We start from the raw sequence: 15,671 nt of genomic DNA, 5'->3' as shown, positions 1-15,671 counted from the left end.
TTTCACCCGGGGAGCAGGGGGCGGCCCTCGTAGAACGTCTGGAGCACCACCGTCGTGCGGGTGCTCACCGAGGCGGCGAGGCGGATCTCGCGCACGAGCGTCTCGAGATGACGCGGCGTGGCGACCCGCACGAACAGCATGTAGCTGGCGGCACCTGCGATCGAATGGCACGCCTCGATCTCGTCGAGGTGCTCCAGCAGCTCCGGCGCGTTGTCGGGCTGGGCCGGATCCAGCGGGGTGATCTCGATGAACGCCGCCAGGGGCCGACCCACCGCCTCCGGGTCGACGACCGCGCGATAGCCGGCGATCACACCCCGCGCCTCCAGCTTGCGTACACGCGCCTGCACCGCCGAGACCGACAGACCGACCGCGGCCGACAGATCGGCCAAGGTACCTCGCGGGTCGAGGGAGACAGCACGCACGACGCGCGCATCCGTCTCGTCATCGAGCCGGACGCCGACCGGAGGAACGTCTGCTGCCATCCCGCAATGGTACGCGTCGAAGCGGTATGCAGCAGGAAAATTTCCGGTTCATGAACGATATTGCGGAAGCAAATCTAGACTCGCGGCACATCGATGATCGGAGGCTCCGTTGTCCGCGCCCACGCTCGCCCCTCGCTTCACCCCCGTCGACCGGGCCGACCGTGCCGAGATGTCGGCTGCCTGGCTCGCTCTGAGAGACGCCGCGACCGCCCTGCAGACGCTGCAGGCGACCGACGGTTCCATCCCTGATGCGTCGCAGCATGCCACCGCCCACGCCCACCTCGAGACGATCGTGTGCGCTATCGAGGCTCTCGCGCCTGCTTTCCCCCACGACGCCGACTACCTCGCCGCCTCGGCGCTGGACGCGCGACGGTGGGCCGGTGAGAACTTCGGCGTGCCGGACTTCCTCGACTCCCTCGTCGCATTCCAGCCGCAGCGGCATCGCATCGACGGCGTGCGCCACCTCGTGGTGTTTCCGATGTACACCCAGAACGGCTCGCCGGACCGCCATCTCGAGGCGCTGATCGTCGAGGCGATCTGGCCCGAGGCGATCGCGCGGCTGGAGGCCGACTACACCAACCGGCTGTTCGTGTCGCTGCGCCTGATCGACTTCACGCCCGGATACGACACCAACTCCGCGGTGCTGTTCCCCGAGACGATCGCCATGCGCGAGATCCCGGCCTTCACGTGGGGCGCGATCTTCCAGGACCGCGAGGCGGCGCGCTTCCGACGGGTCACCCGGTCGGCGGCCGAGATCACGAAGCTGGAGCTCCCCCCGGAGGCCGCGCGCATGCTCGATGACCAGGAGCTCACCGAACTCACGTTCGTGATGTGGGACCTCATCCACGACCGCACGCACATGCGCGGCGACCTGCCATTCGATCCGTTCATGATCAAACAGCGCATGCCGTACTTCCTCTACTCCCTGGAGGAGCTGCGGTGCGACCTCACCGCCTTCCGGGAGTGCGTCGCGCTCGAAGCCCGCTACGCGAAGCGCGACGACCTCGACGACACCGAAAGACGGCTGCTCGAACACGCCCGGCTCGTGCAGTACGCCGTGATCTTCGACCGCATCTTCCGATTCGCCGTGACCGGCTCTCGCGTGCGCAACTACGACGGACTGGGCGGACAGCTGCTGTTCGCGTGGCTGCACCAGCGCCGCGTGCTGCACTGGACCGACACCGCCCTCACCGTCGAGTGGGAAGAGGTCGCCGCCGCCGTGCTCGCACTGGGAGACGCCGTCGACGACCTGTACTGGCGCTCGATCGACCGCCCGAAGACCGCTCACTGGCTCGCCGCCTACGACCTCGTGAGCTCGGTCCTCACGCCGAACCCCGCCTCACGGTGGGCACGCGGGCTTTCGGACGAGATCCTCGCGGGTCCGCCGCGCGGCTACACCGACGCGGTGCTCGAAGACGAGTTCCCCCTGTCGATGTTCTACGAGGCGCTCGAGAAGAAGATGCGGCCCGTCATCGCATCCACGAGCGGAATCCGCGGCACGGATGCGTGACGGCGGCGTGACGGAACCGTGCGCGTGACGGCAGCGTGCTCGTGACGGCGGCGTGACAGGCGCCCTCGCTCACGTGCCGGGCTGCGGCACCGGACCCGTGGGCGGGGACGGATCCGCTGCCACCGGCACCGATTCCTGCGCGCCGGCGTACTCCGCCGAGAGCGTTCGATAGGACCGGGTCGTGAAGGCCAGGAGCGCGATGACCACCATCGCCAACCCGGCGAAGAAGAACACCATCGCGATGCCGCGCGCCTGCCCGTCACCCAGCAGCCACCCCCACGCGGCGGTGCCCGCCGGCGAATCCATGTAGGGGATGATCGCGAACTCGGCGATGGGGGCGATGAGGAACGCCGTGACCGGAGCCGCCGCCGACTCGAACGCGGCCGCGAAACCGAACACGCGACCCTGGCGCGCGTAAGGGACGACCTTCTGGATGACGGTCTGCTCGGCCGCCTCGACGGCGGGAATCAGCATCATGTAGACCCAGATGCCCAGCGCGTACAGCCACCACCAGTCCCGGATGGTGAAGACGGCGCCGAGCACGCCCATCGCCACCACGACCAGCAGCATCGTGCGGATCGGATTGCGACCGAGGCCGAATTTCGCGATGACGAGTCCGCCGATGATGAATCCGGTCGCGGCGACGCCGAACACGACGCCCCAGATCTCCACCTCGAACAGGGTCAGCCCGTACGGGTCCATCAGCGCCATGTAGACCCCGCCGATGAGGTTGTTGAAGGTGGAGAAGATGATGAGGGCGAACAGGCCCTGCGCGGCGCGGACGGCGGCGATGCTGCCGGCGAGGTCGATGAGCGAGGTGCGCCCAGGCTCCACCACCGGCTGCTCCTCGGGGATACGCAGGAACAGCAGGTGCACGAGGGCGGCCGCGGTGGCGACCAGGGCGATCACGAGCGTCCATCCCATGCCGAGGAAGCCGATCGCAAGGCCCGAGAACACGCTCGTGATGATGAAGGCGATCCCCTGCACGGTGCCCACGAGGCCGTTGGCGTTCGCGTGCCGATCGACAGGGGTGAGCAGCGTCACCGTGGTCGACAGGGCGATGTTGCGCATGTGCTCGACGACGGATCCGAAGAGGATGATCCCCGCGAAGAGCCAGAACCACGGTCCGCCGAGGTCGACCAGGGCGGACTCCGGCTGAGCGAGATACAAGGCGCCGGCGACGAGGAAGGACGCCAGGGTGATCAGACTCGACAGGATCATGACGCGATGCTTGCGATGCCGATCGACCAGGGTGCCGAAGATCATCGCGAAGATGGCGATGAAGAGCATGTACGCGCCGCCGATGATGCCCGTGGCGAGCACCGAGCGCGTCTCGAGGTAGACCCAGAACGTCAGCGCGAACCACAGGAAGCTCGTGGTGATGTTGGCGAACGCCGTGTTCACGAGCACGTGCAGGAACGTGCGCATGCCGTTCGGCGGCGGCACGACCGTCGCCGGGGCGGTCGACGCCGGATCAGGGGTCATGGGGTGAGGGTAGACCCGGGCACCGACATCCGACAGACCTCCGGCCGACGACCACCGGCACCGGACGCGTACGCTGGATCTCCGTGACTCCCCTCCACGACACCGCCGTGCGCGGCTTCGCCTCTGACAACTACTCCGGCGTGCATCCGGAGGTGCTGGCGGCCATCGCCGCCGCGAACGAGGGTCACCAGATCGCCTACGGCGAGGACCGCTACACCACGCGGCTGCAGGAGGTCTTCCGCACCCACCTCGGCGAAGGGGTCGAGGCCTACCCCGTCTTCAACGGCACCGGCGCCAACGTCGTGGGCCTGCAGTCGATGCTGCCCCGGTGGGGTGCGGTGATCGCGGCATCCACCGCCCACATCAACGTCGACGAGGGCGGAGCGCCCGAGAAGGTCGCGGGCGTGAAGATCCTGAACGTGCCGACCGACGACGGCAAGCTCACCGCCGACCTCATCGACCTCGAGGCCTGGGGGTGGGGCGACGAGCACCGATCGCAGCCGCTGGCGGTCTCGATCACGCAGTCCACCGAGCTCGGCACGCTCTACACGCCCGACGAGGTGCGGGCGATCGCCGACCACGCGCACAGCCACGGCATGCGCCTGCACATGGACGGGGCCCGCATCGCCAACGCAGCGGCCGCCCTCGACGTGCCCCTGCGCGCCTTCACCCGCGACTCGGGGGTGGACGTGCTGAGCTTCGGCGGCACCAAGAACGGGGCGATGCTCGGCGAGGCGATCGTCGTGCTCGACCCCGAGGCCTCGAGCGGCCTGCCGTACCTGCGCAAGCTGAACATGCAGCTGTCGTCGAAGATGCGCTTCGTGTCGGCACAGCTGATCGCGCTGCTCGAGGACGACCTGTGGCTGCGGAACGCCCGACACTCCAACGCGATGGCGCAGCGCCTGCGCTCCGGCGTCGAGGCGGGCCTCGCCGACGGCACGATCCGCGGAGTCGGGTTCACGCAGCGGACGCAGGCGAACGGCGTGTTCGCGACGCTGCCGGCCGGCGTTGCCGATCGACTGCGCCCGTCCTTCCGCTTCTACGACTGGGATGCAGCGCGAAGCGAAGTGCGCTGGATGTGCTCCTTCGACACGACCGAAGCCGACGTCGACGCGTTCGTGGCCGCGATCGCGCGGGAGACCTCCGCGGCCTGACCCCACGCGCAGACGCCGGTCCGAGACGCCGGGACAACCGGCGCGGATGTACCGGGTACCCGTCAGCCGCGGGCGGGCTTGCCGGACAGCCAGGACCACACCGACGGGCGCCAGTGGTCCGCCACGTACTGCACGGCCTCGTCGACGCCCAGTGAGCGGGTCGAGTTCCCCACGCGAACCCACAGGTCCGTCGAGCCGCCGTCCTTCGCGCGCACGAGGAAGACCGGCTTCGGCGAGGGCGGGCAGCTCACCGCGCACACGGCGGCGCCCGCATCCCCCACCGGGGCGAACTGGATATGCGGCAGCGCCGCGGCGTTTCGACCGAGGAGCGTGGACAGCAGGTCGCGCAGCCACAGCTCGAAGCGGTCGTGATCCGGGGTGCGCAGGGTGGCCAGGTCGCGATCCAGCCCCACGGCGTGACCGTCGTCGTTCGCCCCGATCACCAGCACGCCACCCGAGCTGTTGAGGAACGCCGCGATCGTCTTGGCGATCGCGAGCTCCATGCGCGCGTCCTTCTTGTCCTCGCGCACGTTCCAGCGCGCGGTCTCCTTGAACTCGACGCGATCGGACTCACCCGAGGCGAGCAGCGCGGGAACGTCGACGTCGTGCAGCCCGCGCCCCCACGCCGTCGCGATGGCGGCGACGACGAACGACAGCCCGAGGCTCGTGCCGAACGCGAGCAGGATGGTCGTCGGCATCCACAGCCGCAGACCCGCGAAGAGCCATCCGGCGATGAAGATGCCGACGCTCAGTCCCATGAGCGACACGATCGTCATCGTGCGGATCTCCAGGCGCAGCCGCCGGCCGAAGAGCCGACGCATGACCCGGGCGATCACATAGGCGAGACCCAGGACGATGGGGATCGCCACGGCGAAATCGACCAGCAGCGGGCTGTACGGCATCCGTCGCGTCCCGGGTCAGCGCAGGCAGCCGACGCTCGCGAGCGCCTGACGGATGAGGGTGGCCCGGCCGCCCTCCATCTCGTCGGCGAGCGCGTCGGAGGCCGCTTCCTCGGGACTCATCCACGTGACCTCGAGGGCGTCCTGGCGCGGTTCGCACGTGCCGGAGACGGGCACGACGAACGCGAGCGAGACCGCGTGCTGGCGATCGTCGTGGAAGGCGCTCACCCCGGGGATCGGGAAGTACTCGGCCACGGTGAACGGCACCGGCTGCGGCGGGAGGAGGGGGAAGGCCATCGGTCCGAGATCGTTCTCGAGATGGCGGAAGAGCGCGTCGCGGACGGTCTCGCCGTAGCGCACCCGGCCGCTCACGATGGACCGGGTGATCTCGCCGACCGGCGTCGCGCGCAGGAGGATGCCGATCTCGGTGACCGCCCCCATGCCATCGGTGCGCACCGGCACCGCCTCGACGTAGAGCATCGGCAGGCGGCGACGCGCCTCGGCGAGTTCGACCTCGCTCAGCCATCCGGGATTCGAGGCGCTGCCCGCGTCGCCGCCCAGATCGCGCAGCGGATCGCGCGGCGTGCCGTCGTCGTCCCGGTCGTTCGGGTCGGGATCAGGCGTGCGGACCGGCATGCCTCCTGTATACCCCACCGTCCGTCGCGGCGCGTGTCGGGACGGCCTGCAACAATATCCGGATGACCGCCGAGAGCCCGAACACGCCCGTGCTCGACCACGACGTCGTGCTGTGGTCGGCCGACGAGTCCGCGCGCGCCGGACGCCCGCTGCTGGTCCTCCTCCACGGCTACGGCTCGCACGAGGGCGACCTGTTCGGCCTCGTGCCCTACCTGCCCGATGGATTCGCCTACGCCGCTGTGCGCGCCCCGCTTGCGCCGCCATGGCCCACCCCCGGGCACTCGTGGTACCCCATCGAGGGTCTCGACGGCCGAGACCCGGCCCACGTGACCGCCGCCGCATCCGCTCTCGTCTCGTGGGTCGATCGGGTCGCTCCGGATGCGCCGGTCGGGCTGCTGGGCTTCTCCCAGGGCGGCGCCGTCTCGCTGCAGGCGCTGCGGCTGCAGCCCGAGCGCTTCGCCTTCGCGGTCAACCTCTCCGGCTACGCCACGCCGGGCGAGCTCGCCGGAGACGCCGTCATGGCCGAGAACCGGCCGCCGGTGTTCTGGGGGCGCGGGACGGCCGACGAGGTGATCCCCGGCTTCCTCGTCGACCACACCACGCAGTGGCTGCCCGGTCACAGCGACCTCAGCGGTCGCGTGTACCCGGGGCTGACGCACAGCGTCTCCGAGCAGGAGATGGCCGACGTGCGGGTCTTCCTCGAGAAGCAGCTCGAGTCGCTGTCGGACTGAGCGAGTCGGGTCAGTCCGACGCGCCGCGGTCCCCGTCATCGTCGCGATCGCGCTTCTTCCGGCGGTCCGCCTCTGCCGCACCGAACGCGAGCGAGAAGGCGACGCCGATCCCGATGCCGATCGCAAGACCCGCGCCGATGTTGTCGAGTGCGACGCCGAAGGCGATGCCGAGCCCGATGCCGATCGCGAGACCGGCGGCGTTGAACGGCGGGAAGGAGCGCCCGCCCTCGTCCTGCGGCTTCTGCTGATCCGTCATGATCACGACGCTACGAGGCGCGCGCCCGGCGCACATCCCCCCTGCGCGGGAGACGCATCCGACGCCGGGCGGGGCGTCTCCGACCCGGGGCTTGCCGGGTGCGGCCGACCCCGCTATCGTCATGGCGTCCCTGTTCCCGACGTCTGGACGACCGGTGAAGACCCTCGACGATCTCGCGACCATCTCGCGCTGACCGTCGCCCGCGCCCGCCCTTCGGCGGGCCGCTCCCGCAGGAGCCGGGGACCGCCGCCGTCCGCGGCGCCGTGTGTCAGTGCGTTCCGCCGACACTCGAAGGGGCCTCATGCCCGCGCATCCGCACACCTCCGCGGTCGTCCTCGACCGCCTCTGCTTCACCTGGCCAGACGGCTCCCCCGCGCTCGACGACGTCTCCGGAGCGATCGGCGAGGGCCGCACCGGACTCGTCGGGCGCAACGGGTCGGGCAAGTCGACACTGCTGCGCCTGATCGCGGGCGAGATCGCCCCCGCGTCCGGAACCGTCACGACCTCCGGCGACGTCGCTCTCCTCCCGCAGCAGCTCACGCGCGACACCGGCCGACCGGTCGCCGACCTGCTCGGCATCGGCCCGATCCTGGCCGCGCTGCGCGCGATCGAATCGGGCGACGCCGACCCTCGTCATTTCGACGCCGTCGGCGACGCGTGGGACATCGAGTCCCGCGCACACGCCGCCCTCGCCGGGGCTGGTCTGGCGCCGGACGTGCTCGACCGCACGGTCGGCGAGCTCTCGGGCGGCGAGGCGGTGCTGGCGGCGATCGCCGGCATCCGCCTGCGCAAACCCGCCATCACGCTGCTGGACGAACCGACGAACAACCTCGACCGCGACGCACGCGCACGGCTCGCGGGTCTCGTGACGGCATGGCCGGGCGCACTCGTCGTCGTCAGCCACGACACCGCGCTGCTGGAGCTCATGGACGACACCGCGGAGCTGCACGACGGCACACTGTCGGTGTTCGGCGGCCCGTATTCGCAGTGGCGATCGTGGCTCGACGCCGAGCAGGAAGCGGCCCGGCGTGCCGAAGCGACGGCGGCACAGGATGTGCGTCGCGAGAAGCGGCAGCGCATCGAGGCCGAGACGACCATCGCGCGTCGGCGGGCGGTGGGCGCCAAGGCCGAGCGCGAGAAGCGCGTGCCGCCGATCGTCGCCGGCAACCGCAAACGCGCCGCCCAGGTCTCGGCCGGTCGACTTCGCACCGAGAGCCGGGAGAAGGAGGCGAGAGCCCGCGCGGCCCTCGATGAGGCCGAACGGCGCGTGCGCGACGACGACGCCATCCGAATCGACCTGCCCGACCCCGGCGTTCCCGCCGGCCGGCGCATCGCCACCCTCAACGACGGCGATCGCACGTGGGTCGTGCAGGGGCCCGAGCGCGTCGCGCTCATCGGTCCGAACGGCGCCGGCAAGACCACGCTGCTGGAGCAGATCGTCTCGCCCGCCGTTCACAACTCCTCACGAACGGCGTTCGAGGGGCCTGATCCGACGGATTCCGGGCGTAAGAGCCCGGATCTGAGGAGTTGCGTACGCGCGGAGGCGCTCACCGACCGGATCGGCTATCTGCCGCAGCGGGTGGACGGCCTCGACGAGGACGCGACGGTTCTGCAGAACGTGCGCGATGCAGCCGCGAACGTGTCTCCGGCCGAGGTGCGGAACCGGCTCGCGCGGTTCCTCATCCGCGGCGCGGCGGTCGAGCGACCCGTGTCGACGCTCTCGGGCGGAGAGAGATTCCGCGTCGCCCTCGCGCGTCTGCTGCTGGCCGATCCACCCCAGCAGCTGCTGGTGCTCGACGAGCCCACGAACAACCTCGACCTCGACACCGTCGATCAGCTGGTCGACGCCCTCCGGGCGTACCGCGGTGCCGTACTGGTGGTCAGCCACGACGACGCCTTCCTCGCCCGCATCGGCGTCGGCCTCACCCTGGAGCTGCGCGGTGGCTCCCTGCGCGAGGGCGCTCTGCGCCAGGGCTCTCTGCGCGAGGTGTGACCGGCACGGGGCGTGCCGCGTTCGGCCGACACGGCGTCGGTTCATAACTCCTCACGTTCGCGCCCTGTCGCCCGGATGCGGACGCGCGGGGGCGTTCCGCGCTCGGGATGTGAGGAGTTGTGCGCGCGGGCGGGCGTAAGCCGGAGCCGATGTCGGCGGCAGCGAGCATGATGGGAGGATGGCTGGCTCCGGCGACGTGCTCGAGCGGTTCGGCCCTGCCACGCAGGACTGGTTCCGCGGAGCCTTTGCACGCCCCACCGACGCCCAGCGCGGCGCATGGGAGGCGATCTCGCACGGCAAGCACGCCCTCGTCGTCGCTCCCACCGGGTCCGGCAAGACCCTGTCGGCGTTCCTGTGGGCCATCGACCGCGTGTTCCGCGAGAGCGTCGCGGCCGATCGACCGGATGCCGCGCCCGTGCGTGGGCGGAAGCGGGCGGCCAAGGAGCCTGCGCGCGGCACCCGCATCCTCTACATCTCGCCGCTGAAGGCCCTCGGCGTCGACGTCGAGCGCAACCTGCGCTCCCCGCTCGTCGGGATCGGGCAGTCCGCGCGGCGCCTCGGCATCCGCGTGCCCGATGTCTCGGTCGGCGTGCGCTCGGGCGACACGTCGTCCGCCGACCGGCGGAAGCTCGTCGCCACGCCGCCCGACATCCTCATCACCACCCCGGAGTCGCTCTACCTGATGCTCACGAGCCAGGCCGGGCAGACGCTGCGCGACGTGCACACGGTCATCGTCGACGAAGTGCACGCGGTCGCGGCCACCAAGCGCGGCGCACACCTGGCCGTCAGTCTCGAGCGGCTCGACGCCCTGCGCCGCGAGCACGATCCGGATGCGGGTCCCGCGCAGCGGATCGGCCTGTCGGCGACCGTACGCCCGATCGACGAGGTCGCCCGGTTCCTCGGCGGCGCCGAACCGGTCGAGATCGTCGCGCCGCGCGCATCCAAGCAGTTCGAGCTGAAGGTCGTCGTGCCCGTCGACGACATGCTGAATCCGCCCCCGCCGCCGACCTCCGCGCGTGGCGCACCCGGTGCCGCGCCGGCATCAGCCGATCCGGGAACCGTCGACGACCTCGACGGCACACCCCTCGACGAGGACTGGTTCGGCGACGGCTCGGCGGGCGCCGAGAACACCGAGATGACAGGATCGGTGTGGCCGCACGTCGAAGAGGCGATCGTCGACCGCATCCTCGATCACCGTTCGACCATCGTCTTCGTCAACTCCCGCCGCCTCGGCGAACGCCTCACCGGACGCCTCAACGAGATCTACGCCGACCGGCTCGGGCTCGAGGCACCGTCGCCGGATGCGCCGCCGTCCGGCCCACCGGACTCGACCACACCGGGCCGGATGCCGGCGGAGATGATGGCGCAGGCGGGAGTGTCCTCGGGAGCGGCGCCCGCACTCGCCAAGGCCCACCACGGGTCGGTCTCGAAGGAACAGCGCGCGCAGGTCGAAGAGGAGCTGAAGTCCGGCGTCCTCCGCTGCGTCGTGGCCACCAGCAGCCTCGAGCTCGGCATCGACATGGGCGCTGTCGACCTCGTGATCCAGGTCGAGGCGCCGCCGTCCGCGGCATCCGGACTGCAGCGCGTGGGGCGCGCCGGGCACCAGGTGGGCGAGGTGAGCCGGGCGGCCCTCTTCCCGAAGCACCGGGCCGATGTGCTCCACACCGCGATCGTGACCGAACGGATGCTCGCGGGGCAGATCGAGGCGATCGCGGTGCCGCAGAACCCGCTCGACATCCTCGCCCAGCAGACCGTGGCTGCGGCCGCCCAAGGCGAGATCGACGTCGAGGGCTGGTTCGAGACGGTGCGCCGCAGCGCGCCGTTCCGCACCCTGCCGCGCTCGGCGTACGAGGCAACGCTCGATCTGCTCGCGGGCCGGTTCCCCTCCGACGAGTTCGCGGAGCTCCGTCCTCGCGTCGTGTGGGATCGCGACGCGGGAACCCTGACCGGCCGGCCCGGCGCCCAGCGCATCGCCGTCACAAGCGGCGGCACCATCCCCGACCGGGGCCTGTTCGGCGTCTTCGTCGCCGGCGAGACCCGCAATGCCCGCGTCGGTGAGCTCGACGAGGAGATGGTCTACGAGTCGCGGGTCAACGACGTCTTCACGCTCGGCACGACGAGCTGGCGCATCGTCGAGATCACGCACGACCGCGTCAACGTGCTCCCGGCGTTCGGGCAGCCGGGCAAGCTGCCGTTCTGGCACGGCGACGGCCTCGGCCGCCCGGCCGAACTCGGCGAGGCGCTCGGCACGATGGCTCGCCAGCTCTCCGGAGCCTCTCGGGAGAAGGCCGAGGCACGCCTGGGCGACGCCGGTCTCGACGGGTTCGCGATCGAGAACCTGCTGACCTACCTCGCCGAGCAGCGCGAAGCGACCGGGACCGTGCCCACCGACCGCACGCTGACCGTCGAGCGCAGCCGCGACGAGGTCGGCGACTGGCGCGTCATCTTGCATTCCCCGTACGGCATGAAAGTGCATGCGCCGTGGGCTCTCGCCGTCAACGCCCGCATCCGCGAGCGCCTCGGCGTCGAGGGAGCGGCGGTCGCCAGCGACGACGGGATCATCGCGCGCGTCCCTGATGCGGCAGCCGAACCTCCCGGCGCCGACCTGTTCGTGTTCGAGCCCGACGAGCTCGAACAGCTCGTCACCGACGAGGTGGGCGGATCGGCGCTGTTCGCCTCGCGCTTCCGCGAATGCGCCGCCCGCGCCCTGCTGATGCCGCGGATGAACCCGAGCAGACGCAGTCCGCTGTGGCAGCAGCGTCAGCGCTCCGCGCAGCTGCTGGAGGTCGCGCGCCGCTACCCCACGTTCCCGATCATCCTCGAGACCCTGCGCGAGGTGCTGCAGGACGTCTACGACGTGCCCGCCCTGCTGCGCGTGGCCCGCCGCATCGGCGACCGCAGCATCCGCCTCGTCGAGACGACCACGAGCCAGCCGTCCCCGTACGCCCGCGACCTGCTGTTCGGATATGTCGGCGCGTTCATGTACGAGGGCGACTCGCCGCTGGCCGAGCGTCGGGCTGCGGCGCTGTCGGTCGACCCGGCGCTGCTGTCGGAGCTGCTCGGCAAGGTCGAGATGCGCGAGCTGCTCGATCCCGACGTCATCGCCCAGTTCGAACGCGAGGCGCAGAAGCTGGATCCCGACCGTCGCGCTCGCGGGGTCGAGGGGGTCGCCGACCTGCTGCGCGTGCTCGGTCCGCTGGATGCCGGCGAGGTCGCCGTGCGCCTGCAGGACCCGACCGGCCCGGCCGCTGCCGCCTCCGAAGCGAGCGCCGCGCAGCTGCTCGACGAGCTGGTCGATGCGCGACGGGCGATTCGCGTGACGATCGCCGGGGCGTCCCGGGTGGCGGCGATCGAAGACGCCGGCCGGCTGCGCGACGGCCTCGGGGCGGCGCTGCCGGTGGGCATCCCGCTCGCCTTCCTCGAACCTCTCCCCGATCCGGTGGGCGACCTGGTGGCCCGCTACGCACGGACGCACGGACCCTTCACGGTCGATGCGGTCGCCGAGCGCCTCGGCGTGGGGGTCGCGGTCGCGCGTCACACGCTGCAGCGGCTCGAGGGTCAGGGGCGCATCTCGAGCGGATTCTTCCTCCCGGTGGAGAACGCCGGCGGATCGCGCGATGACACGGAATGGTGCGACAGCGAGGTGCTGCGCCGACTGCGGATGCGGTCGCTGGCCGCGATCCGCGGCAGCGTGGAACCGGTGCCACCCGAGGCGTTCGCTCGCTTCCTGCCGGTCTGGCAGCACGTCACGCGTCCGCTCGACGGCATCGACGGCCTCGCGGCGGTCATCGAGCAGCTCGCGGGCATTCCGGCGCCGGCGAGCGCGTGGGAGTCGCTCATCCTGCCCTCTCGCGTGCGGGACTACGCCCCCGCGATGCTCGACGAGCTCACCGCGTCGGGAGAGGTCGTCTGGACCGGCCACGGGTCGCTCCCGGGCCGAGACGGGTGGATCGCCTTCCACCCGGCTGACGCAGCGCCGCTCACCCTCACGCGCGACGACGTCGAGATCGCCGCGGACTCCCTCGACGCTCGCGTCATCGAGGTGCTTGCGGCCGGTGGGGCGTACTTCGCCGCCCAGCTGAAGTCGCTCGCCGGCGCGGAGAACGAGCAGTCCGTCGTCGACGCCCTGTGGCGCCTCACCTGGGCGGGACGCGTGACCAACGACACCTTCGCGCCCGTCCGAACGCTCGTGGGCGGGGGTTCCCAGGCGCATCGGGTCGCCCGCAAGACGCCGCGTTCCCGCATGTATCGCGGGGCAACGCTGCCGCGGGTGTCCGCGTCTGCTCCGCCTCGTCCGCCCGCCATCGGGGGCCGCTGGTCTCTCGTTCCCGACGCCGAACCGGATGCGGCGCTGCGCGCCACCGCCGCGGCGAGCCTGCTGCTGGACCGCTACGGCGTCGTGACGCGTGGCTCCGTGCAGTCCGAGGGGGTTCCCGGCGGATTCGCCCAGGTCTATCGCGTGCTCGCTGGATTCGAGGAGGCCGGCCACTGCCGGCGGGGCTATGTCATCGAGAAGCTCGGGGCCGCGCAGTTCGCGGCGTCGGCGACGGTCGACCGCATCCGCGAGTTCGCCGGTCTCGCCGATCCGCCGCCGCGCACGGCCGTGACGCTTGCGGCCACCGACCCTGCGAACCCGTACGGGGCCGCACTGCAGTGGCCGGCACTGGCCGAGATCTCGCACCGGCCCGGCCGCAAGGCCGGCGGGCTCGTGGTGCTCGTCGACGGCGACCTCGCGCTCTACCTCGAGCGCGGCGGCAAGACGGCACTGGCCTTCACCGATGACGAGGAGGTGCTCCGGGCGGCTGCTGCCGACCTCACCGCCACCGCGCGCCGACGACGGCTGGACACCCTCACGATCGAGCAGGTCAACGGCGCGTTCGTCTACGGCACGCCCCTCGGCCGGGCCCTGCGCGAAGCCGGCTTCGTCGAGTCGCCGCGCGGACTGACGCTGCGGCGCACGACCGCCGGCGACGCCCAGCGGGAAACCGCCCGTGCCTGAGGGCGACACCGTCTTCCGCGCCGCGCGGCGCCTGGCCGACGTGCTCGACGGACGCGAGCTCGCCCGCTTCGATCTGCGGGTGCCGCAGGTCGCGACCGTCGACCTGACCGGTGCGACCGTGCAGGAGGTCGTACCCCGCGGCAAGCACCTGCTGCACCGCATCGACGGGTGGACCCTGCACACCCACCTGAAGATGGAGGGCGAATGGCACGTCTACGAGCGCGGCGGGCGGTGGCGCAAGCCCGGCTACAAGGCGCGCGCCGTGCTCGGCACATCCACCCATGACACCGTCGGCTTCGACCTCGCCGATATCTCGGTGGTGCGCACGGAGGATGAGGGCGCGCTCGTCGGTCACCTGGGTCCCGATCCCCTGAGCGCGTCGTGGGATCCGGATGAGGCCGCCCGTCGGCTCTCGGCCGACCCGCGAGCGGTGCACGTCGCGCTGCTCGATCAGCGCAACGTCGCCGGTTTCGGAAACGAGTACGCCAACGAGATCCTCTTCGTGCGCGGCGTTCTGCCCACCACCCCCGCCCCAGAGGTCGACGTGCCGGCACTCCTCGACCTCGGCACGCGCATGATCCGCGCCAATCGCGACCGATCCGGCCGCACGTTCACCGGCGACTCGCGCCCCGGTCGATCCACGTGGGTCTACCGTCGCGAGGGTCGGCCGTGCCGTCGATGCGGCACGCTGATCCGCGGAGGAGAGATGGGCGCCGACCCGACCTCCGAACGCATCACCTTCTGGTGCCCGCGCTGCCAGAGCTGATCCCGCATCCACGTCGGTGCCCGATTCCCGTCAGTGCCCGATGTATCTTCCCGGCCGGTGGTTGAGGGCCAGCACGAGGTTCAGCACCACCGCTCCCGCCGCGCTCAAGACCACGCTCCAGACGGGCACCACCAGCAGGGCCGCCCCGATGATCAGCACGTCGAAGATCATCATCGTCCACCCGGCGCGGAAGCCCCAGCGATCCTGCACGATCAGGGCGACGATGTTCACACCGCCGAGACTCGCGCGATGGCGGAAGAGGATGAGCAGGCCCACGCCGGCCAGGAGGTTCCCGCCGAGCGTGCCGTAGATCGGGTCGAGGTCGTCGATTACGAGCATCCCCTGATGCACGACCGACCATCCCGAAACGAGGCCGATGGCGACCGCGGTTCGCGCGGTGAAACTCCACCCTCGCTGCCACACCGCGAGCACCGCGAACGGGAGGTTGATGACGGCGAACAACAGCCAGAACGGCCACGCCGTCGCGTAGCCGAGCAGGAGGGAGAGACCGGCGGTACCGCCGGTGACCGAACCGGCCGTCTGCAGCAGGTAGAGGCCCAGCGACGCGACGAAGGTGCCGGTGAGGATGCCGAGAACGTCCTCGACCGCGGAGTGGGCCATGCTCTGGTCGTCGAAGACGAGCGACGGACCCGTCGCATCGGGTGCGTCGGACAGGCCGGGATCGTCGAGCGCATCGGGCACGTCGGGCAGGTCGGGATCGCCGACCGGTTCGCTCGTCATCTCGCCATTCTCGCCGACG

At 71.1% G+C, this 15,671-nt stretch carries 12 protein-coding genes; 6 read left to right on the top strand and 6 right to left on the bottom strand.

Annotation, left to right across the window (positions count from 1 at the left end; translation table 11 throughout):
* Positions 1–2 precede the first annotated feature (2 nt).
* Positions 3–482: an Lrp/AsnC family transcriptional regulator gene (locus tag B4E30_RS11595; RefSeq protein WP_194384514.1), complete on the bottom strand. Its 480-nt coding sequence runs from the start codon at positions 480–482 to the stop codon at positions 3–5.
* 169 nt (positions 483–651) lie between these two features.
* Here B4E30_RS11595 and B4E30_RS11590 point away from each other — a divergent pair, with 169 nt between their 5' ends.
* A complete protein-coding gene (locus B4E30_RS11590; protein WP_228481203.1) occupies positions 652–1,992 on the top strand; it encodes a DUF6421 family protein in 1,341 nt (446 codons plus the stop codon).
* 69 nt (positions 1,993–2,061) lie between these two features.
* On the opposite strand, the gene B4E30_RS11585 is transcribed toward B4E30_RS11590, so the two are convergent.
* Positions 2,062–3,477 (bottom strand): MFS transporter, encoded by a 1,416-nt coding sequence (locus B4E30_RS11585; protein ID WP_286795389.1) that lies wholly within the window; start codon positions 3,475–3,477, stop codon positions 2,062–2,064.
* A gap of 83 nt (positions 3,478–3,560) precedes the next feature.
* Here B4E30_RS11585 and B4E30_RS11580 point away from each other — a divergent pair, with 83 nt between their 5' ends.
* On the top strand, positions 3,561–4,631 hold the full coding sequence (locus B4E30_RS11580; protein WP_286718315.1) for a threonine aldolase family protein: 1,071 nt from the start codon (positions 3,561–3,563) through the stop codon (positions 4,629–4,631).
* A gap of 62 nt (positions 4,632–4,693) precedes the next feature.
* On the opposite strand, the gene B4E30_RS11575 is transcribed toward B4E30_RS11580, so the two are convergent.
* Complete coding sequence (locus B4E30_RS11575; RefSeq protein ID WP_286718313.1) at positions 4,694–5,533, bottom strand: helix-turn-helix domain-containing protein; 840 nt, start codon at positions 5,531–5,533, stop codon at positions 4,694–4,696.
* A gap of 15 nt (positions 5,534–5,548) precedes the next feature.
* Complete coding sequence (locus B4E30_RS11570; RefSeq protein ID WP_286795388.1) at positions 5,549–6,166, bottom strand: NUDIX hydrolase family protein; 618 nt, start codon at positions 6,164–6,166, stop codon at positions 5,549–5,551.
* 62 nt (positions 6,167–6,228) lie between these two features.
* Between B4E30_RS11570 and B4E30_RS11565 the strand changes: the two genes are divergently transcribed.
* A complete protein-coding gene (locus tag B4E30_RS11565; protein ID WP_071044084.1) occupies positions 6,229–6,897 on the top strand; it encodes an alpha/beta hydrolase in 669 nt (222 codons plus the stop codon).
* A gap of 10 nt (positions 6,898–6,907) precedes the next feature.
* Here B4E30_RS11565 and B4E30_RS11560 read toward each other — a convergent pair whose 3' ends face one another.
* Positions 6,908–7,153, bottom strand: a complete 246-nt coding sequence (locus B4E30_RS11560; RefSeq protein ID WP_071044123.1) for a hypothetical protein — start codon at positions 7,151–7,153, stop codon at positions 6,908–6,910.
* 301 nt (positions 7,154–7,454) lie between these two features.
* On the opposite strand from B4E30_RS11560, the gene B4E30_RS11555 reads away from it, so the two are divergent.
* From B4E30_RS11555 to B4E30_RS11545, 3 genes are all read left to right on the top strand, one after another.
* Complete coding sequence (locus B4E30_RS11555; RefSeq protein WP_286718305.1) at positions 7,455–9,146, top strand: ABC-F family ATP-binding cassette domain-containing protein; 1,692 nt, start codon at positions 7,455–7,457, stop codon at positions 9,144–9,146.
* Between the two features lie 178 nt (positions 9,147–9,324).
* Positions 9,325–14,145, top strand: a complete 4,821-nt coding sequence (locus B4E30_RS11550; protein WP_286718303.1) for an Lhr family ATP-dependent helicase — start codon at positions 9,325–9,327, stop codon at positions 14,143–14,145.
* The gene (locus B4E30_RS11545) at positions 14,138–14,911 is read left to right on the top strand and encodes an Fpg/Nei family DNA glycosylase (protein WP_194384507.1); all 774 of its coding nucleotides are present in this window, start codon (positions 14,138–14,140) and stop codon (positions 14,909–14,911) included. Before B4E30_RS11550 ends, B4E30_RS11545 begins: the two co-directional genes overlap by 8 nt.
* A gap of 30 nt (positions 14,912–14,941) precedes the next feature.
* On the opposite strand, the gene B4E30_RS11540 is transcribed toward B4E30_RS11545, so the two are convergent.
* Positions 14,942–15,532 (bottom strand): YitT family protein, encoded by a 591-nt coding sequence (locus B4E30_RS11540; RefSeq protein WP_228481200.1) that lies wholly within the window; start codon positions 15,530–15,532, stop codon positions 14,942–14,944.
* Positions 15,533–15,671 lie beyond the last annotated feature (139 nt).

Source organism: Microbacterium sp. UBA3394 (assembly GCF_002358725.1).
GTDB classification, from domain to species: Bacteria; Actinomycetota; Actinomycetes; order Actinomycetales; family Microbacteriaceae; genus Microbacterium; species Microbacterium luteum.
The sequence above is the reverse complement of the archived record's forward strand: the minus strand, read 5'-3'. Positions and strand labels throughout refer to the sequence as shown.

Excerpts from the sequence above, each read along its gene's own strand:
- B4E30_RS11540 (WP_228481200.1), bottom strand. The coding sequence starts at position 15,532 with ATGGCCCACTCCGCGGTCGAGGACGTTCTCGGCATCCTCACCGGCACC.
- B4E30_RS11575 (WP_286718313.1), bottom strand. The coding sequence starts at position 5,533 with ATGCCGTACAGCCCGCTGCTGGTCGATTTCGCCGTGGCGATCCCCATC.
- B4E30_RS11590 (WP_228481203.1), top strand. The coding sequence starts at position 652 with ATGTCGGCTGCCTGGCTCGCTCTGAGAGACGCCGCGACCGCCCTGCAG.
- B4E30_RS11595 (WP_194384514.1), bottom strand. The coding sequence starts at position 482 with ATGGCAGCAGACGTTCCTCCGGTCGGCGTCCGGCTCGATGACGAGACG.
- B4E30_RS11560 (WP_071044123.1), bottom strand. The coding sequence starts at position 7,153 with ATGACGGATCAGCAGAAGCCGCAGGACGAGGGCGGGCGCTCCTTCCCG.
- B4E30_RS11550 (WP_286718303.1), top strand. The coding sequence starts at position 9,325 with ATGGCTGGCTCCGGCGACGTGCTCGAGCGGTTCGGCCCTGCCACGCAG.
- B4E30_RS11585 (WP_286795389.1), bottom strand. The coding sequence starts at position 3,477 with ATGACCCCTGATCCGGCGTCGACCGCCCCGGCGACGGTCGTGCCGCCG.
- B4E30_RS11565 (WP_071044084.1), top strand. The coding sequence starts at position 6,229 with ATGACCGCCGAGAGCCCGAACACGCCCGTGCTCGACCACGACGTCGTG.
- B4E30_RS11570 (WP_286795388.1), bottom strand. The coding sequence starts at position 6,166 with ATGCCGGTCCGCACGCCTGATCCCGACCCGAACGACCGGGACGACGAC.
- B4E30_RS11555 (WP_286718305.1), top strand. The coding sequence starts at position 7,455 with ATGCCCGCGCATCCGCACACCTCCGCGGTCGTCCTCGACCGCCTCTGC.